Origin of the sequence: Qipengyuania sp. RANM35 (assembly GCF_041021145.2) — a bacterium.
Taxonomy (GTDB): Bacteria; Pseudomonadota; Alphaproteobacteria; order Sphingomonadales; family Sphingomonadaceae; genus Qipengyuania; species Qipengyuania soli.
Genome location: NZ_CM196433.1, coordinates 753,883 through 775,814 on the forward strand (window position 1 = coordinate 753,883; position 21,932 = coordinate 775,814).

The window sequence follows — 21,932 nt, forward strand, 5'->3', positions numbered from 1 at the left end:
CTTGGAAAGCACTATTCCCCTTTGGCTGTATTACGTCATCGGCTTCCCGTTGCTGCTGGGGCCGCTGGTGACCGTTCACGAGTTGGGTCACTACATTGTCGGTCGCTGGTTCGGTGTTCAGGCGGAAGCGTTCTCGGTCGGTTTCGGCAAGGAAATCTGGGGCTTCACCGACAAACGTGGGACGCGCTGGAAGCTCGCGGCCATTCCCTTGGGCGGGTATGTCCAGTTCAAGGGCGACATGAACCCGGCCAGCATCCCCGATGCCGAGGCTATCGCCAAAGCGGAGGCGGATGAGCGGGAAGGGAGCTTCCACCACGCAGCCCTTTGGAAGCGCGCGCTGATCGTTTTTGCAGGGCCTGCGACGAACATCATTCTTACCCTCGCTATTTTTGCGAGCTTCTTCGCCTTTTACGGCAAGCCGGTACCGGCCAACGCGGACCAGCAGCTGACAATTGCCGAGTTTGCGCAAGGTTCGGCCGCGCAACAAGCGGGCCTTGAGATCGGGGACCGGATCGTCGCGGTGGATGGCAAGCAGATGCGGGGTTTCCGGGATCTCCAGGATGCGGTGCTGATGTTCCCGGGACGCACCCTCGATTTCGCAGTGATGCGCGACGGAAGCGAGCGCCATTTTGAAGTGACCGCAGCGAGCCGCGAGATCACCGACCAGTTCGGCAATACCTCGCGCATAGGGCTCGTCGGAATTCAGGCCAAGGCAGTCGACTACCAGTATGTGCCGCAAGGCATCGTCGCGAGCGTCGGACTTGCAGTCGACCATTCGCGAGGCATCGTCGAAATGATGATCACCGGAATGGGCCAGATCATCAATGGCGAACGCTCGGTCAAGGAACTTGGCGGGCCGGTAAAAATCGCGAAGTTTTCCGGCGAGCAGTTGAGCATGGGGGCGCTCGCCTTCATCAACTTCGCGGCGCTGATTTCGCTTAATTTGGCATTCATCAACCTCCTGCCAATCCCGGCCCTCGACGGCGGGCACCTGGCTTTCTACGCGGCTGAAGCGGTCCGCCGGAAGCCGGTCGGCCCGCGCGGTCAGGAAGTGGCGTACCGCGCCGGCGTGGCCCTCGTGCTCATGCTGATGGTGTTCGTCACGGTGAACGACCTGGCTGGCCTCCCGATCTTCGGGAAATAGCCGGGGAAAGGGAGCGCGAGAACCGGCAATTCACTGTAGCAATGCTTGATTGGCGAGTGCGCATCGGGCAGGGGACGGTCGAGCTTCCCCGGGTGCGGCGGGCTCTTTGCCGGATCGGGTAGCAACAGCCGGTTCTGAATATTGTTTCGAGGACGGGAAACTCCTTGTCGATGACTGACTTTGCAACTGCCGCCACGCGACGTTCCACCCCCTGCGCGCGGCTGGCGATCAGCCTGCTTGCCGGCACCATGCTGGCCGGTATCCCGCAGGCGGCAATGGCGCAGGAAGCAACCGATGCCGCTGCGGCGCAGGCCGCCCCAGCCGCCCAGTCCGAAGTGGTGCGCACGATAGCCGTGGCCGGTGCACAGCGTCTCGAGCCGCAGACGATCCTGTCCTACATCCGGTTGCGCCCGGGCGACGTGTGGAGCCAGGCGGTCGGTGACCAGGTCCTGAAGGACCTTTACGCGACCGAACTGTTCTCCAACGCCAGCGTGGTCAACAATGACGGCAACGTGGTCATCACGATCGTCGAAAACCCGGTGGTCAACCGGATCATTATCGAGGGCAACAAGCGCCTCAAGGTCGACAAGATCCTGCCCGAGATCAAGCTCTCGCCGCGACAGATATTCACTCGTTCGAAGGTCCGTGCGGACGTGACCCGCATCATCGAGCTCTACAAGCGTCAGGGCCGTTTCGCCGCCACTGTCGAGCCGAAGATGGTCGAGCTGAGCCAGAACCGCGTCGATATCGTCTTCGAGATCAACGAAGGGCCCAAGTCCAAGGTCCGGCAGATCAATATCATCGGCAACGAGAAGTTCTCCGACGGCGAACTGCGTGGCGAAATGCTGACGAAGCAGGCGCGCCTGACGAGCTTCTTCAGCTCGAACACCAGCTATGACCCGGACCGCCTCGCCTATGACCAGCAGCTCCTGCGCCAGTTCTATCTGACCGAAGGCTATGCCGACTTCCGCGTGGTTTCGGCGGTCGCAGAGCTGACGCCGGACAAGAAGGACTTCATCATCACCTACGTCGTCGAGGAAGGGGAACGCTACAAGTTCGCCGACGTCTCGGTCGACAGCCAGATCCGCGATTTCGACAGCAAGGCGATGTCGACGCGTCTGCCGATGAAGACCGGCGACTGGTACGATGCCAAGCAGGTCGAGGACACGGTCGAGCAGTTGACCGAACTGGCCGGAACCTTTGGCTACGCCTTTGCCGACGTCTCGCCGAATTTCTCGCGCAATCCGGACGACAAGACCATGTCGGTCCAGTTCGTCCTCCGCGAAGCGCCACGCGTCTATGTCGAGCGGATCGACGTCAACGGAAACACGCTGACCCAGGACAAGGTCCTGCGCCGCGAATTCCGTGTGGCCGAGGGCGATGCCTTCAATTCGCTGGCGGTCAAGCGTTCGACCTCGCGCATCAACTCGCTGGGCTATTTCCAGGAAAACTTCGAGATCAACCAGGTCGAGGGCAGCCAGCCCGACCGCATTGTTCTCGAAGCCAATGTCGAGGAGCAGGCTACCGGCCAGTTGCAGCTGTCGGCCGGCTTCAGTTCGCTTGAAAGCTTCATCCTCGCCGGCTCGATCCAGCAGCGCAACTTCCGCGGCCGTGGTCAGACAGTTGGCCTAAGCCTCAACTACTCGCGCTATTCGAAGTCGGCCCAGGTCAGCTTCACCGAACCCTATGTGTTCGACCGCAATATTTCGGCTGGCGTGGACATCTACCGCCGCGATCTCAACAGCTTCAACTTCCGCAACAACCAGCGCAACACGACGTACAAGCAGGCCACCACCGGCCTTTCGCTGCGCGCGGGCGTGCCATTGACCGAATACATGTCGGCCGTCGGAAGCTACACTTTCAACTACGACGACGTGTCGCTCGGGAACGAGTTCTTCACCAACGGCGCGTGCGATCCGACCAAGGCCAGCCGCTTCCTGTGCGAGGCAATCGGCAAGCGTTCGAGCTCGATCGTCGGTCTGACCCTTAACTACGACACGCTCGACAGCCGCCTGCGTCCCACGCGCGGCGAGACGATCAGCTGGACGACCGAATTCGCCGGCCTTGGCGGCTCGGAACGTTACCTGCGCAGCCGCGCACGCCTGGCCAAGTACTGGGGCATCGGTAGCGGGTTCATCTTCTCGCTGGCCGGCGAAGGCGGCTGGATCAAGGGTCTGAAGGACAGCAATACTCCGGGTACGGACAACGTTCGCCTGATCAACCGCTTCTTCCTGGGCGAACCGCAGATGCGCGGCTTCGACATTAGGGGCGTCGGCCCTCGCATCGTGCGCCTGCCGTACTTCGATGACGACAACGATCCGACAACGCCCGACGTGCCGCAGGCGCTGGAGGATGCTCTCAATTCCAAGAACCGTCTCGACGACTCGCTGGGTGGCAGGGCCTATTACCTCGGTCGCGCCGAGCTCGAGATCCCGCTTGGCAGCGGTGCGCGCGAGATGGGCCTGCGTCCGTCGGTCTTCGTCGACGTCGGCTCGCTTTTCGGCATTACCGAGCCGATCCTCCAGGATTTCCCGAACGGCGTACCGCTGACCAACGACCTCGGCCAGCAGCTGTATTTGCAGTCGGGTACCGACGCGAGCGGCAACGAGGTCTTCTCTTCGGTTACCAACCCGATCTCGCCAAGCGGCGCGACGAACACTCCGCAGTATCGCGCGGCCGGCTTCAAGGAAGTCTTCGTCGGCGACAGCGTATCGCCGCGCGTTTCGGTCGGCTTCGGCGTCAACTGGAACTCACCCTTCGGTCCGTTCAGGATCGATGTATCGAAGGTCCTTAAGAGTCAGGTCGGTGACGACACCAAGACCTTCTCCTTCAACGTAGGAACGCAATTCTGATGAATACCAAGATCAAACTCGCTGCCGGTGCCGTTCTGGCCGCCGCAGCCGTTGCTGCTACCCCTGCTTCGGCGCAGGTCGCCGGCATCGCCACCAGCAGCCCCGAAGCCGTGATCGTGCGCGCCCAGGCGCGCATCACCGCCTACCAGCAGATCGAGCAGCAGTATGCCGCGCAGATCGCCCAGATCCGTACGCTGCGCCAGGAAATGGCAACGCTGCAGCAGACGCTCGACACCAACAAGGACGGGCAGCTGAGCCAGCAGGAGGCCACGGCCAACAAGTCTGCGGTCGACCAGCTGCAGGCGAAGGAACAGACGGTCGCGCAGACGACCCAGCCGATCGTTCTTGCCCAGACCTATGCCATCGAGCAGCTGATCAACGACTACGCCAATGTCCAGCAGCAGGTCGTCAACGACAAGAAGATCCAGATCATGCTGACCCCGGACGCGATCCAGTGGGCACCTGATTCGGTCAACGTCACCGACGCGCTCGTCGCCGTGATCAACAAGCGCATGCCTTCGGTGCAGATCACCCCGCCGGCAGGCTGGCGTCCGCGCCAGGAGTCGCTGGCCACCCAGCAGACCGTGGCGCAGATCCTTGTTGGCGTTGCCCAGCAGCAGGCAGCTGCCGCGCAGCAGAGCCAGCAGCCGCAACAGCAGCAGCCGACCGGCCGCTGATCCGACCAAGAAGGGGGCAGGGCATGAGCGAGGAAACCACCGGTTTCGACGTCGTGGAGGTGCTGAAGCGCCTGCCACACCGCTATCCCCTGCTCCTGGTCGACCGGGTGAAGGAGCTGGTCGTCGACGAGCGCATCCATGCGATCAAGGCGGTCAGCTTCAACGAGGACTTCTTCCAGGGCCACTTCCCCGGCGCGCCGATCATGCCTGGCGTCCTCCAGATCGAGGCACTGGCGCAGGCTGCGGGTGTGCTCGCAGTGGAAAGCCTCGGCCTCGCAGGTTCTGGCAAGCTCGTTTACTTCATGGCCATCGAGAATGCGAAGTTCCGTGCGCCCGTGACGCCGGGTTGCCTGCTCGACCTCAAGGCCGAGTTCGTCCAGAAGCGCGCGCGCGTGTGCAAGTTCGCAGGTGAAGCATCGGTCGACGGCAAGGTGACCTGCGAAGTCAGCTTCACCGCGATGATCGCCGACGCGCCGGAATAAGGTTGCCAATCCCGGCGCTCGCCGCTATGCGCGCGCCTTTCCCATTCACAGCTGGACCGGTCGGAACCGTTCCGAAGCTAGAAGGACGAATATCATGAAGGCCGAAGGGCACCCCGACTATCACATGATCACGGTCAAGATGACCGATGGTACCGAATTCCAGACCCGCTCGACCTGGGGCAAGGAAGGCGACACGCTCGCCCTCGAAATCGACCCCACGAGCCACCCGGCCTGGACCGGCGGCAAGCAGCAGCTTCAGGAAGGCGGCCGCGTCGCAGCCTTCAACAAGCGCTTCGGTGGCCTCAGCCTCAAGAAGTAAGCTCCAAGGGCTTTCGAAATCAGGGAAGGGCGGTCCGTTTGGGCCGCCCATTCTCGTTTGGCGCGCCTACTGGGCGCAGTCGATACAGCGGGTCGCGATAGGTCGCGCTTCGAGCCGGGCACGGGAGATCGCCTTCCCGCATTGGCTGCAGGTGCCGTAAGTGCCGTTGTCCATGCGCTGCAAGGCCATGCGAATCTGTGAGATCTCGTTGCGCAGGACTGCATCCACCCCTTCCAGCGCCTCGTCATCGGCAAGGTCTACGGCCTGCTCGCTGAAATCCGCGTCGAGAGGGCCACGCAGATCGTCCTCGATGTCCTCGACCCGCTCGAGGAGTTCTCCGAGCCTCTCTTCGAGCCTGACCCTAATTCCCGAATAATCGTCCATCACCATCCCCACGGTTTTTCGCGATACCACTTCGTGATCACGTACTTGGTCCCTTTGCGCACCTTCATCCCGTGATGGAGCGTATTGGGGTTCTCACGTTTGTCGGGCCGGCGGTTGTTCCAGCAGACCAGCTTGCCGCGTTCCGGCTGGAACATCTTGCCGACCGTCTTGAACCGTGTAGCACCGCCGGCATCGACGTCATTGAGATAGATCATGAAAGTCCAGGTTCGCTGGCCAGCGACCGAACAGTATTTCACCCAGTCGGCGCCGCCCGGATTGAAATAGTCGCAATGTGCCTTGAACTCCTGGCCCACGGCGTAGCGTTGGCCCTGAACCGGCTCGCCATGAGCCGGGTCGATGCCGTTCAGGGCGAAGAACAGCTCTTCCAGTTCCTTCACCCGCGGCTCCTCCGCGGACAGGTCGCAGGTCTCGCTGGTGCGGAAGTAATGGTCGTCCCCGGCATCGGCGAGGGTCGAGGGACGACGGTCCTTGTCGATCAGCTCCATGAGGTCGGTGCACATGCCGGCGGACAGGAAGTCCTTGAGTTGGAACAGTTCCAGCTTGTCGCTCGGAACGCGCTGGACCCCGGGATGCGACAGGAGGGTCTCTGCCGAAGATTCGCCGCTGCTTGTCATGCTGTCCGATTATAGTGCGCAACGCGCCGCGAAAGATAGTTTCACCGGAAGCCTCCGCTGCGCTTTTTCACTTCCCATTTCGAACGTGTTGTGCAACAGGCACGCGCCGTTGCGCAGGGCGGGTTGACGCTGTCACCGCGAGGCGTATCAGGCCCCCTTCCCGGGCGGTTCCGGGGGCATGTGGCGATCGTAGCTCAGTTGGTTAGAGCGCCGGTTTGTGGTACCGGAGGTCGCGGGTTCGAACCCCGTCGATCGCCCCATTTTCTCCCCCCTTATGACCGCTCCGACACATGATTGCGGGGCTAAGCGCGATGACGGCATTCTGGACCGAAGCTGACTACGACGACCACGAACTGGTCGAGGTCGTACGCGATCCGAAGAGCGGCCTCACCGCGATAATCGCACTCCATTCCACTCACCTCGGGCCCGGTGCCGGCGGCACCCGCTTCTGGCACTACGCCAACCCCGAGGACGCGATGCGCGATGCGCTGCGCCTGAGCCGCGGGATGAGCTACAAGAACGCCATGGCCGGCCTGCCGATGGGCGGGGGCAAGGCGGTGATCCTGGCCGATGCCGACAAGACGAAGACGCCCGAAATGCTGGCGGCCTTTGCCGACGCCGTCGATGCACTCGGCGGCAAGTATGTGACCGCGGAAGACGTGGGCATTTCGGAAGCCGACATGGCCGCCGTTGCCCAGCGCACGCAACACGTTTCCGGCCTCCCGGTCGAGGGCGAGGATGCTGCGGGCGGCGATCCGGGCCCGTTCACCGCGCTGGGCATCTTCCTCGGCATCAAGGCCGCCGTGAAGCACAAGATGGGCAAGGACAGCATGGAAGGCGTACATGTCGCCATCCAGGGCACCGGCAGCGTCGGTGGCGGCGTCGCTCGCCTGCTCGCCAGGGAAGGCGCAAGGCTGACCCTGTCCGACATTCACATGGACCGCGCCGAGGCCCTGGCGACCGAGCTGGGCGCAGACACTGCGGCGTCCGATGCGATCATGTCGGTGGCCTGTGACGTGTTCAGCCCCAATGCGCTGGGCGCCATCCTCGATGACGAGGGCATCGCGCGCCTCGACTGCCAGGTAGTCGCCGGCGGTGCGAACAACCAGCTCAAGCGCCCCGAACACGGCCCCATGCTCGCCAAGCGCGGCATTCTCTATGCGCCCGATTATGTCATCAACGCCGGCGGCATCATCTCCGTGACGCTCGAATACCTGTGCCGCAACGACAAGGCACCCTGCGACATCAACGAAGTGCGCAAGCGGATCGCACTGATTCCCGGGCGGCTCGAGCAGATCTGGCAGGAAAGCGATGCCACTGGGCAGTCGCCCGACCAGGTCGCCGACCGCATGGCGCAGGAGCTCATTGGGCGGTAATTTTTCCGCCTTTCGCGGGGGAGCCGGACCTTTGGGCCATTGTTTCCGATCCCGGCCCCTGCCAAAGCAGCCGCGGACGGATAACAGATGCACGGCTTCGCGAACCCCAAACGCTTCCTTTCGCTTGCTCGCTGGCTGACTCCGCTGCTCATCGTGAGCGGCCTGATCGTCAGCGCGGGTGCGCTATGGTGGGGCCTGACGCAGGTTCCACCCGATCGCCTGATGGGCGAAACCGTCCGCATCCTCTTCCTCCATGTCCCCGCCGCATGGCTGGGCATGGGCGGCTGGACTGCGATTGCGGTGTCGAGCCTCGTCTTCCTAGTATGGCGTCATCCGCTCGCCGCGCTGGCTGCGCGGGGTGCGGCGGTACCTGGCCTCGCCTTCACAGTGATATGCCTCGTCACCGGCTCGATCTGGGGCCGCCCCACCTGGGGTACCTGGTGGGTATGGGACGGGCGGCTGACGAGCATGCTGGTGCTCGCCTTCCTCTATGTCGCATACATCGCGCTGGCACAGGCGGTGGAGCGCGAGGGCGTGTCGCCTCGCATTCCGGCGATTTTCGGTCTGCTCGGTGCGATCAATATCCCGATTATCAACCGTTCGGTGGTGTGGTGGAACTCGCTCCACCAGCCGCCCAGCATCACCATGGGCAAGAGCGCAATCGACGCTGCATTCCTCGTGCCGCTGCTGATCGCGGTAATCGGCTTCTCGCTGCTGTTTGGCGGCGTCGTGCTGGCCCGGATGCGGGCATTGCTGGCCGATATCCAGACCGAGGCACGCCTGCGCCGCAAGGCGATGGAGGACATCTGATGCGCGAGGCGCTGGACCAGTGGGATTTCGTCGTGGCCGCCTATGCGGTCGGTGTCCTCGGCACGTTGGCCATGGTCGCGTGGGCCTGGTTCGACATGAAGCGGGCCGAACGCCGGCGCGAGGAGGCGCGGGGCAAGTGAGCGCGATGAAAGCCAAGCACCAGCGGCTGGTCTTAGTGGTCCTCGCACTCATTGCCATCGTCGGCGCTGGGTTGCTGGCGACCTATGCGCTGCGCAATCAGGCGAGCTATTTCTACCTGCCCGAACAGATGCTCGCCGATCCCCCGCAAGTGGGACAGGCGGTGCGGCTTGGCGGGATGGTCGAGAGGGGCTCGCTCAAGACCGATACCGATGGCGTAACCCTGCGGTTCAATGTCACGGGCAACGAGGGGTCGCGCGTGCCGGTACGCTTCAGCGGCATCGCACCCGACCTTTTCGTCGAGGGGTCAGGCGTGGTTGCCGAAGGGCGGCTGCAAGCCGACGGGACCTTTGTCGCAGACAACCTCCTTGCCAAGCATGACGAGAATTATGTGCCCAAGGAACTGGAGGGCATGACCCAGCAGCAGGCCTCCAAGATGGCCGAGGAAACCACGGTCGGGCTCGAATGATTGCAGAGGTCGGACTTGCTGCCCTGTGGCTCGCCGCCGCGCTCGCCGCGCTGCAGATGGTTGCGGGCTTCCTTGCAGTTCGGGCTGGCGATGAGACCGAACTCGCCGGGCTGATCCGTCCCGCCGCCGTTGTGCAGGGCGTCCTTGTCTCGATTTCCTTCGTCATGCTGCTGTGGCTGTTCGCGGTCACCGACCTGTCGGTGAAGCTGGTCGTTGCGAATTCGCATTCGATGAAACCGCTGGTGTTCAAGATCGCCGGTGCATGGGGCAACCACGAAGGCTCGATGTTGCTATGGGTCACCGTCATGGCTCTGGCGGGAGCACTCATCGCACTCGTCGAGCGCCGCCTGCCGGAACGCACCATGCAGGCGACACTGGCCGCGCAGGGCGTGGTTTCGCTGGGCTTCTATGCCTTCCTCCTGTTCAGCTCGAACCCCTTCGAGCGACTTCCGACACCGGCAGCGGAGGGGATGGGACTCAACCCGCTGTTGCAGGATCTCGGTCTCGCTTTCCACCCGCCGACGCTCTATCTGGGCTATGTCGGCCTCTCGGTCGCCTTCAGCTTCGCTGTCGGCGCGCTGCTGACGCGGCAGGTGACCCCCGATTTTGCCCGCGCGATGCGCCCCTGGGTGCTCGGCGCCTGGGTGTTCCTGACCGTGGGCATCACCGCCGGCAGCTATTGGGCCTATTACGAGCTTGGCTGGGGCGGCTGGTGGTTCTGGGACCCGGTCGAGAATGCCTCGCTGATGCCGTGGCTTGCCGCGACCGCGCTGCTGCATTCGGCCAGCGTGCTCGCCAGTCGCGATGCGCTGCGCGTGTGGACGATCATGCTCGGTGTGGTCGCCTTTTCGATGAGCATGGTGGGCACCTTCCTCGTGCGTTCGGGCATTTTGACCAGCGTCCACGCCTTCGCCGTCGATCCCGAGCGTGGCAGCTTCATCCTCATGCTCCTTACGGTCTACATCGGCGGGGCGCTTTTGCTGTTCGGCCTGCGCGCCGGGACAGTGAGTGAGGGGGAGCGCTTCGCCGTGGCCAGCCGCGAAGGCGCGCTGGTGTTCAACAACGTCATGCTGAGCGCCATTCTCGCCATCGTCCTGCTCGGCACGCTCTACCCGCTGGTGACCGAGGCGTTCGACGTACGCGTTTCGGTTGGTCCTCCCTATTTCAACCCGGTCGGCGCGATCTTCACTGTGCCCATGCTTGTGGTGATGGCCGTAGGGCCGCTGCTGCGCTGGCGGCGTGACCGGCTCGACCGCGTCCGCAACGAAATCGCCATTATCGCTGCCCTGACGTTGGCGGCGATTGTCCTCTTCAGCCTTATCGCGCAGGTCGAACTCCTGCCGCTACTCGGCCTGGCGCTCGGACTTGCCGTCGGTGTCGGCAGCCTCCTGCCGCTGCGCGGGCGCAAGTTGACCCACGTGCCAATCGCGACCTGGGGGATGGTCGTCGCTCACTTCGGCATCGCTGTCGCTCTGGTCGGCATGGCGAGCGAGAGCGCCTTCTCGAAAGAGCGTCTTGCTGCCGTTGAAGTGGGGCAGAGCACCACGGTCGGTCCCTGGACGATCACTTTGCAGGGCGTCGAGCCGGTCGCGGGGCCGAACTGGACCGCCATCGAAGGGCGCATTGCGGCGAGCTACGCCGGCGGGGAGCCGACCATCATCGACCCTCAGGCGCGCAATTTCTGGGCGCCGCCGCAGCAGACCACGGAAAGCGCACTGGTGACCCGCTGGAACGGCCAGCTCTATGCCGTCATGGGTGACCGCGCGCCCGACGGACGCTGGCAGCTGCGCCTCTGGTGGAAACCTTTCGTCCCGCTGATCTGGCTCGGTGGACTTCTCGTGGCCCTCGGCGGGGTTCTCGCTCTCGTCGGACGCGTGATGGCCGATCTCAAGCGGCGCGAGGTCGTGCGTCGCATGGCATCGCGCCGGGCCGAGCAGGAGAAACTCGCATGAGCTGGCGCCTGTGGGTCCCGCTGCTGCTGTTCTCGGCCTTCCTCGGCCTTGCCGCCTATCAGCTGACGCAGCCCAAGGACGAATTCGTCGAAAGCCGCATGATCGGCAAGGAGCTTCCCTATTTCGCGCTCCCGCCCGCGATGGAGGGTTCGCTGGGGACCGCCAATGCCGACTTCAAGGACGGCAAGCCGCGGCTGCTCAACATCTGGGCGAGCTGGTGCGTGCCGTGTATTGCCGAAGCGCCGCATCTCGATGCGTTGAAGCGTCAGGGCGTCGAGATCGTCGGCATCGCCATCCGCGACCGGCCCGAGGACGTCGCGCGCTTCCTTGCGCAGCACGGAAGTCCCTATTCCCGCATTGGCCGCGACGACCTGTCGGAGGTGCAGCTGGCGATCGGTTCGTCGGGCGTGCCCGAGACCTTCGTGATCGATGGCAAGGGCGTCATCCGTTACCAGCACATCGGTGATGTGCGGGCCGAGAACGTGCCCATGTTGCTCGAAAAGCTGCGTGAGGCGGGACAATGAAGCGCTTCATTCTGCTGTTGAACATGGTGTTCGTTCTTGCGCTGTTCGGTCCCGCGCATGCGCAGGACACCATGCCGCCCGCGCCCTATGCCTATCGCCAGCTCGACGATCCGGCTCAGGAAGCGAAGGCGCAGGAGCTGATGGAGACGCTGCGCTGCCTCAAGTGCCAGTCGCAGTCGATCGCCGACAGCGATGCGCCGATGGCGGGCGACATGCGCCACCAGGTCCGCATCCGCATCGCGGCGGGCGAGGATCCGGAGTCGATCCGCGCCTGGCTGATGGAGCGCTATGGCGATTACGTCAGCTACAAGCCCGAAGTGAGCGCATCGACCTGGCCGCTGTTCGCCGTCCCCTTGCTGCTGGTGCTGGTCGCCGGGGCGATCCTCTATCGTCGCTTCGGGAGGCGCGGATGACCTGGCTCCCGATCATGGCGCTGGCTGCGCTGACTTTCGGCATTGCGGTTTACGCCCTCAAGCTGCCGCGCAACCTGTGGATGCTGTTTGCCGCCGCACTGCTTTTCGGCCTTGCGGGCTATGCCATGCAGGGCTCGCCGGACCTGGCTTCGGCTCCTGCGGCCGGTCCGTCCGCGCAGCAGTCCGAAACTGGCGAATTGCTGGTCGAGGCGCGGCGCGAGTTCTATCCCGACACTGCGCTTCCCTCGCGGTTCGTGGTGACCGCCGATGCCTTCGCGCGGCGCGGACAGTTCGAGCATGCCGCAAATTTCCTGCGCAATGCGGTCTCGGAAAATCCCCGCGATGGCGAGGCCTGGCTGGCGCTGGGCAATGCGCTGGTCGAGCATGCGAACGGCCAGCTTACCGCGGCGGCCCTCTACGCCTATTCGCAGGCCGAGGAAGTGCAGCCGGACAACCCCGCACCGACTTATTTCCTCGGTCTCGCGCTGTTGCGCGCGGGCCAGCCGGGACAGACCCGGGCACTATGGAGCGAACTGCTCGAAGAGGCGCCGGCCGATGCCGCATGGCGGCCGGCGCTCGAAATGCGCCTCCAGCGGCTCGATGCCCTGCTCGGCATCGGTCCTGCGCCCGATAGTTCCGGAACAGGACAGTAATCCGACGGTTGCGCAATTGGTTGCGATGGCCCGAACAGGCTGCTAATCGGCGCGGCTTGCGCTGGCTGGCCAGCCACAATGCAGGTTTTTGACCCAATGCGTCAGGACAAGTTTTTCCTATGAGCGATGCCGTCGTGCCGCAAACCGCCGTGCCCAACGAAGTTGATGGCGACGGCGACCATTCGCACGGGCACGGCTCGAGCTCGAAGGCCGCTCTGGCCATCGGTGCGGTCGGTGTCGTCTTCGGCGATATCGGTACAAGCCCGCTCTATGCGTTCCGCGAAACCTTCCTTGGCGAACACAGCCTCGCGATCGACAAGCTGCATATCTATGGTGTGGTCAGCCTGATCTTCTGGTCGATGACGCTGATCGTCTCGATCCAGTACGTCACCATCCTGATGCGCGCCGACAACAAGGGGCAGGGCGGCACGCTGGCCCTCGTCGCCAAGCTGTCGCGCCATATCGGGGCGACGAGGTACGGCTGGATTACCGTGCTGCTGGGCGTCTTCGCCACGGCGCTGTTCTACGGCGACAGCATGATCACTCCGGCGATTTCGGTCCTTTCCGCGGTCGAGGGTCTGACGGTCGTCAACGCCGGTCTCGAACCCCTGGTCATTCCCATCGCACTCGTCTTGCTGGTCGGGCTGTTCCTGATCCAGAAGCGGGGAACGGCGACGGTCGGCAAGCTCTTCGCGCCGATCATGATCGTCTACTTCGTCACGATCGCTGTGCTGGGCGTGATTCACATCGTCCAGAACCCCTACATCCTCCAGGCTCTCAATCCCTGGTATGCGGTGCAATTCTTCCTCACCGACAAGTGGATCGCCTTCCTCGCGCTGGGTTCGGTCGTGCTGGCCGTGACGGGCGCAGAGGCGCTTTATTCCGACATGGGCCACTTCGGTCGCGGACCGATGCGCCTGTCGTGGTTCGGCTTCGTCATGCCCTGCCTGCTGATGAACTATTTCGGCCAGGGCGCGATGATTGCGGCGATGGACCCGGCCCAGACCGCCATCGCGATGCAGAGCCCGTTCTTCAACATGGCACCCGAGCAGTTCCGGCTTCCACTGGTCCTGCTGGCCACCTGCGCCACGTTTATCGCCAGCCAGGCGGTGATCAGCGGGGCCTTTTCGATTACCCACCAGGCGATCCAGCTGGGCTTCATCCCGCGCCTGTCGACTGCGCACACCAGCGCGACCCATCACGGGCAGATCTACATCCCCTTCATCAATAATGCGCTGATGGTGGCGGTCATCCTGCTGGTGCTGATGTTCCAGAATTCCAGCAACCTTGCCGCGGCTTACGGCATCGCCGTGACCGGCGCGATGTTCATCGACACGCTGCTGATGGGCGTGCTGCTGGTGGCCGTGTGGAAATGGCGCTGGTGGATGGCGCTGCCGGTTTTCGTGCTCTTCATCTTCGTCGACGGCGCCTACTTCTTCGCCAACCTGCCCAAGGTGCCTTACGGCGGCTGGTTCCCGCTGATGATCGGTGCCATCGCCTTCACCCTGCTGACAACCTGGTCGAAGGGCCGCAAGCTGATGCGCGAGCGCATGAGCGAAGTTGCGCTGCCGATCGAAATCTTCGCCAAGAGTGCCAAGAACAGCGCCACCCGCGTGCCCGGCACGGCAATCTTTATGGCCAGCCAGACCGCCGGCGTACCCAGCGCACTGCTGCACAACATCAAGCACAACAAGGTGCTTCACGAGCGCGTGGTCATCTTGACCGTGCTGATCGCCGAGGTGCCCTACATCGATCCCGCGGAACGCTGCGAGATGACCGACCTTGGCGATGGCTTCTACCGCGTCGTCCTGCACTATGGCTTCATGGAAGAAACCAACGTGCCCGAAGGCCTCAAGCAGATGCAGCGCTGCGGCGGCGAATTCGACATGATGCACACCAGCTTCTTCCTCAGCCGCCAGACCCTGATCGCCAGCCCCAAGCCGGGCATGCCGATCTGGCGGGAAAAGGTGTTCGCTTGGATGCTGCGCAACGCCGCGACGGCAATGGACTTCTTCCGCCTGCCGACCAACCGCGTGGTGGAACTGGGAAGCCAGCTGGAAATCTGATCTCACGCGCGGTTGCGTGGCAGGTTCTGCCAGTGTTCCGCGCAATCACGCGATCATCGGCAATCCATCGGTCCGCCATCATGGACCATCGGATCCAGGCATGAGCACTTCCCTCCCTGTCCACCGGACGATTCCCGTCCAGACAGGGAGGAACAGGATGAGAAGTCACCTCAAGGCTGCGGCCCTTTGTTCATTGCTGATTGCTTCGAACGCCGATGCAGGGGTCCCGCGCACCCAACCGGACCAGGCGCTGCAGGAACTGGCAAGGCAACTCGAGCCGTTCAAGGATGTCGAATACGCAAAGAGCCAAGGCTACGTCAGCTCGCCAGGATGCGAGTCCCATCCGACGCTGGGGGCCATGGGCTATCATTATTCCAATCCCCGCCTGCTCGGCATAACGGGGCTCGTGAACGGACGGGTCAACGGCGACGGGACCTATACTGGTGTCAATCCTCCGGCAGTTCTCCTCTACGTTCCCGACGGACACGGCGGACTGAAGCTGGCCGGAATCGAGTTGCTGGTCTTCGCCGAAGCCTGGCACGCAGAGAACAAGCAGCCACCGATGTATCGCGGGCGCGAATACAATTACATGGCCGACAACCCTGCGACGCCACAGGATGAGGCGCATGGTTTCATGCCGCACTACGACCTTCACATCTGGCTGTTCCAGAACAATCCGAGTGGCCTCTACGCCCAGTGGAATCCGGCAGTCAGCTGTAACAACCTGAAGATCGTGGAGTTCCCCGAGCACTGAGGGCAGCGATCGTTCAAGCGGTATCCGGTTCTTCCTGATCCGTGGATCGGCCGTGGGTTCGGGCCCGGGTCTTCCCGGGCTCCCCATTGGCTATATCGCCTTTAGTTCGTCAGTCTCGAACAAGACGAGATTGCGCTGGCCAATCGCATGGTCGACCCAACTGTCGCGCCATGCACGGATGTGGTCGGACGCGAAATGTGCGTCGAGGGCGGAGCGATCGACCCAGCGTTCGATTACGTGGATCAGGCCCGGATCGAAGAGGTCTTCGGCGTAGTCGTACTGGAGGCAACCGGGCTCGGCGCGGCTGGCATCGACCATCGACCTCATGGCTTGCCGTGCAGAAGTGAGGTTCTCGGGCGGCAGCCGGAATGTTCCAACGATCAACAGCATCGATACCTCGCGGCCTGCCAGCTATGCCGTGGGCGGTTCGTCCTTGGCCACCTCGTCGACATCGTCGAGTGCCAGCCCGTGCTTCAGCAGCATCGGGATCTGGGTGAAGGTGAAGAGGAAGCTGAGCGGCATGAACACCCACAGCTTGGCCCAGAGCCAGCTTTCGAAGCTCAGCTGCATGCGCAGGACTTCGTTGAGTGCGGCGAGGGCGAAGAAGAACACGCCCCAGTTGCGCGACAGCTTGAGCCAGCCTTCCTGGTCGACGCCTTCGAAGGCGGCTTCGAGCAGGACCTGCAGCAGCGCCTTCCCGCGCAGCCAGCCGCCGATCAGCAAGACGCCGAACAGCAGGTAGATCGCGGTCGGTTTGATCTGGATGAACTTCTCGTCCTGCAGCCAGATGGTCAGTCCGCCGAAGCCGACGATCAGCGTGGTCGAAAGGATCAGCATCGGCGATACGTGGCCGAACTTCCACTTGCTGAAGGCCAGCGCGACGACCGCCGCGATCATGAACGCGATGGTGCCGTAGATCACTGCCGCGATCTCGCCGAAAGTGTGGTCGACCGGCGGCTGGTAGAACTTGTAGACGCCGAGGAAGACCAGCAACGGGCCATAGTCGACGAGGATGTTGAGCCAGCCGGACTTCGGTTTCGGCTTGGCGGCTGGGGCTTCGCTCATCAGGCCACTCCCGCAATCACGCGCGCGACAAGGTCGGGGTCGAAGGGGCGCAGGTCGTCGATCTTCTCGCCCACGCCGATGGCATGGATGGGGAGGCCGTACTGTTCTGCCGCCTGCACCAGGACGCCGCCGCGCGCGGTGCCGTCGAGCTTGGTCATGACGAGGCCGGTGACGCCTGCAACTTCCTTGAACACGTCGATCTGCGCGAGCGCGTTCTGCCCGTTGGTGGCATCGAGCACCAGCACGACATCGTGCGGTGCCTCGGGGTTGAGACGGCCGAGGACTTTGCGGATCTTGGCCAGTTCGTCCATCAGCTCGCGCTTGTTCTGGAGGCGGCCGGCCGTGTCGACGATCAGCACGTCGGTGCCGACCTCGGTCGCCTGCTTGACCGCGTCGAACACGATGCTCGCCGGATCGCCGCCTTCGGGACCGCGCACGATGGGGACGCCGACGCGCTCTGCCCAGGTGGCGAGCTGGCCGATGGCGGCGGCGCGGAAGGTGTCACCGGCCGCCAGCATCACGGCATAGTCGTCTTCCTGGAAAAGGTGCGCGAGCTTGGCGATGGTGGTGGTCTTGCCGCTGCCGTTGACGCCGATCACCAGCAACACCTGCGGGCGCGGGAAGGCGGTGATCTCGAGCGGCTTGGCGACCGGGCGCAGTATCGCGGCGATCTCCTCGGCCACGGCTTCCTTCAGTTCCTTCTCGCTGATTTCGAGGCCGAAGCGCTTCTCGCGCAGCTTCTCGCGGATGCGCGCGGCGGCGGAAGGGCCGAGGTCGGAGAGGATCAGCGCATCCTCGACATCGTCGAGCGTCGCATCGTCGAGCTTCGCCTTGCTCACCGTTTCGGCGAGATTGGCGGTCAGCTTCTCGGAAGTCTTGCGGAAGCCGCCGAACAGGCGTTCGGTCCAGCTCGGTTTGTCACTCATTGCAGCAGGCCATTCTCGTATCGTTGCGGCGTGACGGTGAGGATTTCACCGGGCGTGGTCCCATGGGGCAGGGCGACGCGTGCGAAGTGCGGGGTGTAGCCCGTCCCGTCGCGCTCGGCGAGGACGCTGTGCGGCTTATCGACGAGCGACGCCAGCCACTCGTCGCGGGTCTGCGTGGCGACCGCGCGCAGTTCGGCGGCGCGGCGCTTGACGGTTTCGCGATCGACCTGCGGCATCCGCTCGGCGGGGGTGCCGGGGCGGGGCGAATAGGGGAATATGTGGCCGTGAACGATCCGCAGGTCGCGGACGATCGACAAGTTCGCCGCGTGGTGGTCGTCGGTCTCTGTCGGGAAGCCCGCGATCAGGTCCGCACCCACTGCAAGATCGGGGCGGAGCGCTACGAGACGCTCTACAAGGTCTACAGCATGCTGCCGCAGATGCCGCCGCTTCATGCGCTTCAGGACGAGGTTGTGGCCGTGCTGGAGCGAGAGGTGCAGGTGGGGCATCAGCCGCTGCTCGCCGGCGAAAAGTTCGAAAAGCAGCGGGTCGATCTCGATCCCGTCGAGGGACGACATGCGCAGGCGGGCGAGGTTCGGGAAAGTGTCGAGCACTGCCTGCACGAGCTCGCCGAGTGGCTGATTTCCGGGCAGGTCGTGACCCCATGAGGTGACGTCGACCCCGGTCAGGACAACCTCCGATGCGCCGTATTCGAGGTGCCTCTCCACCTCGGCAAGCACTTGCGCGATGGTCAGCGAACGACTGGCCCCGCGTCCTTGCGGGATGATGCAGAAAGTGCAGGCATGGTCGCAACCGTTCTGCACCGCGATGAAGGCACGGGTACGGTCCTGCGGGGCAGGCACCGCGGCGGGCACGTTCCACGCACGCGGGTCGAGCTTGGCCGTATTGGCGACGAAGCCGTCGACCTCGGGCATGGCGGCCAGTTGCTCGCGCTCGACTTCCGCTGCGCAGCCGGTGACAAGCAGGCGCGCCGCCGGATTGTCGCGCCGCGCCCTGCGGATGGCCTGCCGCGTCTGGCGCACCGCCTCGCTGGTGACGGCACAGCTGTTGACGACCACGAGATCACGCTCCTGCGCCAGCATCGCGCGAATCTGCTCGCTTTCGGAGATGTTCAGGCGACAGCCGAGCGAAATGACCTGCGGTGCGCTCAAGCGAAGTCGCCCCACTCGAAACTGCCGCGAAAGCTCTCGGTCGCAGGGCCCGTCATGTGGATGCGGTTGCCCTCGTCCCACGCGATCTCGAGATCGCCGCCGGGCAGCATCACGGTCACTTCGCGCTCGACCAGCCCGCGCCGCATGGCATGGACTGCCGTGGCACATGCCCCGGTGCCGCAGGCGCGGGTAAGACCCGCACCGCGTTCCCATACGCGCAAACGGATGCGCTGGCGGTCGACGATGGTGGCGATGTTGACGTTGATCCGCTCGGGAAAGAGCGGGTCGTTCTCGATCTCAGGCCCGATTTCGCCGAGCGGGATGGCGTCGGTGTCGGGCACGAAAAATATCACATGCGGATTGCCGACATTGACCGCTCCGGGCGCTTCGAGGCCTTCCCATCCCACAGGCATTCGCAGCGTGTCCATCGCGTAGGCCAGCGGTATCGCGTCCCAATCGAAGTGCGGTTCTCCCATGTTCACGCTCGCGCCGCCATCACGCGGTTCGACCGCAATGACCCCGCCCGAGGTTTCGACCCTTGCCGCGGATCCGTGCAGGAGCGCTACCGCGCGGCTGGCATTGCCGCAGGCTTCCACCTCGCTGCCGTCATGGTTGAAGATCCGCATGCGGAAATCTGCGGTATCACTCGGCTCGAGCAGGATCAGCTGGTCGCAGCCGATGCCCGTGCGCCGGTCGGCTATGGCGCGCGCCGTCGCTTCGTCCATCGCGGGAAGCGGAGCGGCACGCGCGTCCAGCACGACAAAGTCGTTGCCGAGGCCGTGCATCTTGGTGAAATCGACGCGCATCGTGCGCGGCATCTATGCACTGGCGCGCGCAGCGTCCAGTGGTCAGCGCGTCAGCCGGCCTTCTTGCCGCCGCCGCGCTTTTCGTCCGCAGCCTTGAAATCGACTTCGGTGACGTTCTCCAGCGAGGTCTTGGCGAGGCGGTCCTGGGCAGCAAGGCGTTCGATCACCTTGTCGGCAGGCTCCGGGCGACCATAGTGGTATCCCTGTCCCTTCAGCTTGCCCATTCCCTTGAGCGCTTCGAGCACGGCTTCGTTCTCGACGCCCTCAGCGGTGATCGGAAGCTGCAGCCCGTCGCCCATCGAAATGATCGCATCGACCAGCTTGCTGCGGTTGTCCGATTCCTTGAGCTCGGAAATGAAGCTCCGGTCGATCTTCAGCCGGTCGAAGGGCAGGCTGCGCAGCTGCGACAGGCTTGAGTAGCCCGTACCGAAGTCGTCGAGGCTCACCTGCACGCCCTGGTTGCGCAGCGAGGTGATCATCGAGCGGACCATGCCGATATTCTCGTGCAGGCAGCTCTCGGTGATCTCGATATCGAGGCGGTTGGCAGGGAAGCGGTGCTTGACCAGCAGCTTGAGCAGCTTCTGGGCGAACCACGGATCGCGCATCTGCACGGGCGAGATGTTCACCGATAGGGAGATTTCCGAATCCCACTCCTTCGCGTCTTCGAAGGCCTGGGCGATCAGGCGTTCGCTGAGCTCGCCGATAACGCCGATCTCCTCGGCGATGGGGATGAAGATATCGGGACCGACGAGACCGAGTTCGGGCGATTCCCAACGGGCCAGCATCTCGAAACCTACCAACTGGCCGCTTTCGAGGTCGACCTGCTGTTCGTAGTAGGGTTTGAACTCGCCCAACGCGATACCGCGGCGGATGCCTGCTTCCAGCTCGTTGCGGAAGCGCAGCTCGTTCTCCATCGGCATTTCGAACCAGTAGAAGCGGTTCTTCCCCTGCTTCTTGGCGTGATACATCGCAATGTCCGCCTTGTGCATGAGGCGTTGGGCGGACAACTCGCCAAGGTTCGTATCTTCTATCTGGATACTCGAAGCGATGCCGACCGACATGGTAACGTCGACCGCGCTACCTTCATGGAGCACGGGACTGGCGACCTGCTCGATGATACGGGTGGCAAGCTGGTCGATGCGATCAGGTACTTGCGGGTGATACGGCACCACGCAGACGAACTCGTCGCCGCCAAGGCGGGCAAGCAGGGCTCCTTCGGGCAGGAGCTTGAGTATGCGTGCAGCGGTACTACGAAGCACCTCGTCCCCGGCCTGGTGTCCGTTGAGATCATTGACCTGCTTGAAGTTGTCGAGGTCGAGCGCAATCGCGGCGAGCGCGCGTTCATTACCGACCCCATCGGTCAACAAGTGGCCCAGCGCCGCAGTGAAGCTGCGACGGTTGTAGCATCCCGTCAGATGGTCGAGATCCGCAAGCTTGCGAGCTTCTTCCTCGGAACGGCGGCGGGTCTCCAGCTCGGAATTCAGAGCCTTCAGGCGATTCCAGCCCAGCAGGATCAACGCAATGTTGAGCAGCAGCGCATTTGTGAGAATGAGGTCGGGAGACGGAGCTGAATGGATCCAGCTACGCATCAGCGTGGGTACGGCGACGCCGGCGGTGCCGACGAAGAGTATGACGGCAGCGATCGCGATCCCCAATGTCACGACATCGTGATCGCGACGAACGTCTTTCGCCGTCGATTGCACGTCTGCGCCACCCGTCTTCGTGTTTTTGTTCGCGGCCAAGCCCGCCCCCTGGTGTTCACTGGTCCTCCGAACTAGCGGTTCGCGACTAAAAAGCGGTTAATTGCCGGGTTGCCATGCCTGTGACTCTGGTCAGTCGACGCCCTGGAGGCTAGGTGCGGCTGCATACCGAACCGGCAGAAAGGAATGAGCTCGCGAAAATGCGCTACTGGCTGATGAAATCGGAACCCGACGCCTACAGCTGGGATGACCTGAATGCCGAGGGGGAAGGCACGTGGGACGGCGTGCGCAATCACAGGGCCAAGAACAATCTCGCGGCCATGGAGGTCGGCGACCAAGCCTTTTTCTATCACTCCAACATCGGGAAGGAAATCGTCGGCATCGTCGAGATCAGCGAGTCCGGATTGACCGACCCCACCGACCCGGAAGGAAAATGGGCAGCGGTAAAGGTTAAGCCCAAATCGGTCATCCCGAACCCGGTGACCCTGAAGGCAATCAAGGCTGAGCCCCGCCTGGCCGAATGCGAACTGATCAAACTCTCGCGTCTTTCTGTCGCGGAACTGACACCCGAAGAATGGACCGTAATTCTGGAGATGGGGGGAGCGTAGGCTCCCGTCG

At 63.6% G+C, this 21,932-nt stretch carries 24 protein-coding genes and 1 tRNA gene; 17 read left to right on the plus strand and 8 right to left on the minus strand.

Features of this window, described 5'->3' with window-relative positions:
• Position 1: 1 nt before the first annotated feature.
• The 5 genes from rseP (at position 2) to rpmE (ending at position 5,474) form a co-directional block, all read left to right on the plus strand.
• Positions 2-1,144 (plus strand): RIP metalloprotease RseP, encoded by a 1,143-nt coding sequence (gene rseP / locus RAM60_RS03810; protein WP_369025500.1) that lies wholly within the window; start codon positions 2-4, stop codon positions 1,142-1,144.
• A gap of 170 nt (positions 1,145-1,314) precedes the next feature.
• The gene (gene bamA / locus RAM60_RS03815) at positions 1,315-3,996 is read left to right on the plus strand and encodes an outer membrane protein assembly factor BamA (protein ID WP_200983339.1); all 2,682 of its coding nucleotides are present in this window, start codon (positions 1,315-1,317) and stop codon (positions 3,994-3,996) included.
• Positions 3,996-4,673, plus strand: coding sequence for an OmpH family outer membrane protein (locus RAM60_RS03820; RefSeq protein WP_369025499.1), 678 nt, complete (start codon positions 3,996-3,998; stop codon positions 4,671-4,673). The genes bamA and RAM60_RS03820 overlap by 1 nt, the downstream gene beginning before the upstream one ends.
• Positions 4,674-4,696: 23 nt before the next feature.
• A complete protein-coding gene (gene fabZ / locus RAM60_RS03825) occupies positions 4,697-5,155 on the plus strand; it encodes a 3-hydroxyacyl-ACP dehydratase FabZ (RefSeq protein ID WP_200983342.1) in 459 nt (152 codons plus the stop codon).
• A 94-nt stretch (positions 5,156-5,249) separates the two neighbouring features.
• Positions 5,250-5,474 carry a 50S ribosomal protein L31 gene (rpmE, locus tag RAM60_RS03830; protein ID WP_200983343.1) on the plus strand — a complete coding sequence of 75 codons (225 nt, stop codon included), beginning with the start codon at positions 5,250-5,252 and terminating at the stop codon, positions 5,472-5,474.
• Positions 5,475-5,540: 66 nt separating this feature from the next.
• Here the strand turns inward: rpmE and RAM60_RS03835 are convergent, their stop codons facing one another.
• Both RAM60_RS03835 and RAM60_RS03840 read right to left on the minus strand, forming a co-directional pair.
• On the minus strand, positions 5,541-5,858 hold the full coding sequence (locus tag RAM60_RS03835) for a TraR/DksA family transcriptional regulator (protein WP_369025498.1): 318 nt from the start codon (positions 5,856-5,858) through the stop codon (positions 5,541-5,543).
• Positions 5,858-6,493 (minus strand): prolyl hydroxylase family protein, encoded by a 636-nt coding sequence (locus RAM60_RS03840; protein ID WP_369025497.1) that lies wholly within the window; start codon positions 6,491-6,493, stop codon positions 5,858-5,860. Before RAM60_RS03840 ends, RAM60_RS03835 begins: the two co-directional genes overlap by 1 nt.
• Positions 6,494-6,676: 183 nt before the next feature.
• Between RAM60_RS03840 and RAM60_RS03845 the strand changes: the two genes are divergently transcribed.
• From RAM60_RS03845 to RAM60_RS03895, 11 genes are all read left to right on the plus strand, one after another.
• A tRNA-His gene (locus tag RAM60_RS03845) sits at positions 6,677-6,753 on the plus strand.
• A 51-nt stretch (positions 6,754-6,804) separates the two neighbouring features.
• Positions 6,805-7,869, plus strand: coding sequence for a Leu/Phe/Val dehydrogenase (locus RAM60_RS03850; protein ID WP_369025496.1), 1,065 nt, complete (start codon positions 6,805-6,807; stop codon positions 7,867-7,869).
• 87 nt (positions 7,870-7,956) lie between these two features.
• The gene (gene ccmC / locus RAM60_RS03855) at positions 7,957-8,679 is read left to right on the plus strand and encodes a heme ABC transporter permease CcmC (RefSeq protein ID WP_369025495.1); all 723 of its coding nucleotides are present in this window, start codon (positions 7,957-7,959) and stop codon (positions 8,677-8,679) included.
• Positions 8,679-8,819: a hypothetical protein gene (locus RAM60_RS03860; RefSeq protein ID WP_369025494.1), complete on the plus strand. Its 141-nt coding sequence runs from the start codon at positions 8,679-8,681 to the stop codon at positions 8,817-8,819. The genes ccmC and RAM60_RS03860 overlap by 1 nt, the downstream gene beginning before the upstream one ends.
• Positions 8,820-8,824: 5 nt before the next feature.
• Positions 8,825-9,286 (plus strand): cytochrome c maturation protein CcmE, encoded by a 462-nt coding sequence (gene ccmE / locus RAM60_RS03865; protein WP_369026144.1) that lies wholly within the window; start codon positions 8,825-8,827, stop codon positions 9,284-9,286.
• Positions 9,283-11,238, plus strand: a complete 1,956-nt coding sequence (locus RAM60_RS03870; RefSeq protein ID WP_369025493.1) for a heme lyase CcmF/NrfE family subunit — start codon at positions 9,283-9,285, stop codon at positions 11,236-11,238. The genes ccmE and RAM60_RS03870 overlap by 4 nt, the downstream gene beginning before the upstream one ends.
• Positions 11,235-11,762, plus strand: coding sequence for a DsbE family thiol:disulfide interchange protein (locus tag RAM60_RS03875; protein WP_369025492.1), 528 nt, complete (start codon positions 11,235-11,237; stop codon positions 11,760-11,762). The genes RAM60_RS03870 and RAM60_RS03875 overlap by 4 nt, the downstream gene beginning before the upstream one ends.
• Positions 11,759-12,175, plus strand: coding sequence for a cytochrome c-type biogenesis protein (locus tag RAM60_RS03880; protein WP_369025491.1), 417 nt, complete (start codon positions 11,759-11,761; stop codon positions 12,173-12,175). Before RAM60_RS03875 ends, RAM60_RS03880 begins: the two co-directional genes overlap by 4 nt.
• Positions 12,172-12,828, plus strand: a complete 657-nt coding sequence (locus RAM60_RS03885; protein ID WP_369025490.1) for a tetratricopeptide repeat protein — start codon at positions 12,172-12,174, stop codon at positions 12,826-12,828. The genes RAM60_RS03880 and RAM60_RS03885 overlap by 4 nt, the downstream gene beginning before the upstream one ends.
• A gap of 119 nt (positions 12,829-12,947) precedes the next feature.
• Positions 12,948-14,894, plus strand: a complete 1,947-nt coding sequence (locus RAM60_RS03890; RefSeq protein ID WP_200983363.1) for a potassium transporter Kup — start codon at positions 12,948-12,950, stop codon at positions 14,892-14,894.
• A 157-nt stretch (positions 14,895-15,051) separates the two neighbouring features.
• Positions 15,052-15,648, plus strand: a complete 597-nt coding sequence (locus tag RAM60_RS03895) for a hypothetical protein (RefSeq protein WP_369025489.1) — start codon at positions 15,052-15,054, stop codon at positions 15,646-15,648.
• 90 nt (positions 15,649-15,738) lie between these two features.
• Here RAM60_RS03895 and RAM60_RS03900 read toward each other — a convergent pair whose 3' ends face one another.
• The 6 genes from RAM60_RS03900 to RAM60_RS03925 are packed head-to-tail and all read right to left on the minus strand — an operon-like array spanning position 15,739 to position 21,356.
• Positions 15,739-16,038 (minus strand): putative quinol monooxygenase, encoded by a 300-nt coding sequence (locus RAM60_RS03900; protein ID WP_369025488.1) that lies wholly within the window; start codon positions 16,036-16,038, stop codon positions 15,739-15,741.
• A gap of 21 nt (positions 16,039-16,059) precedes the next feature.
• Positions 16,060-16,713 carry an inner membrane-spanning protein YciB gene (locus tag RAM60_RS03905; RefSeq protein WP_200983369.1) on the minus strand — a complete coding sequence of 218 codons (654 nt, stop codon included), beginning with the start codon at positions 16,711-16,713 and terminating at the stop codon, positions 16,060-16,062.
• Entirely contained in the window at positions 16,713-17,639 is a 927-nt protein-coding gene (gene ftsY, locus RAM60_RS03910) for a signal recognition particle-docking protein FtsY (protein WP_369025487.1), read from the minus strand. The genes RAM60_RS03905 and ftsY overlap by 1 nt, the downstream gene beginning before the upstream one ends.
• Positions 17,636-18,808 (minus strand): MiaB/RimO family radical SAM methylthiotransferase, encoded by a 1,173-nt coding sequence (locus tag RAM60_RS03915; RefSeq protein WP_369025486.1) that lies wholly within the window; start codon positions 18,806-18,808, stop codon positions 17,636-17,638. The genes ftsY and RAM60_RS03915 overlap by 4 nt, the downstream gene beginning before the upstream one ends.
• Complete coding sequence (gene dapF, locus RAM60_RS03920) at positions 18,805-19,614, minus strand: diaminopimelate epimerase (protein ID WP_369026143.1); 810 nt, start codon at positions 19,612-19,614, stop codon at positions 18,805-18,807. The genes RAM60_RS03915 and dapF overlap by 4 nt, the downstream gene beginning before the upstream one ends.
• A gap of 50 nt (positions 19,615-19,664) precedes the next feature.
• Positions 19,665-21,356, minus strand: coding sequence for a putative bifunctional diguanylate cyclase/phosphodiesterase (locus RAM60_RS03925; RefSeq protein WP_369025485.1), 1,692 nt, complete (start codon positions 21,354-21,356; stop codon positions 19,665-19,667).
• A 158-nt stretch (positions 21,357-21,514) separates the two neighbouring features.
• Here RAM60_RS03925 and RAM60_RS03930 point away from each other — a divergent pair, with 158 nt between their 5' ends.
• Positions 21,515-21,922 carry an EVE domain-containing protein gene (locus tag RAM60_RS03930; RefSeq protein WP_369025484.1) on the plus strand — a complete coding sequence of 136 codons (408 nt, stop codon included), beginning with the start codon at positions 21,515-21,517 and terminating at the stop codon, positions 21,920-21,922.
• Positions 21,923-21,932 lie beyond the last annotated feature (10 nt).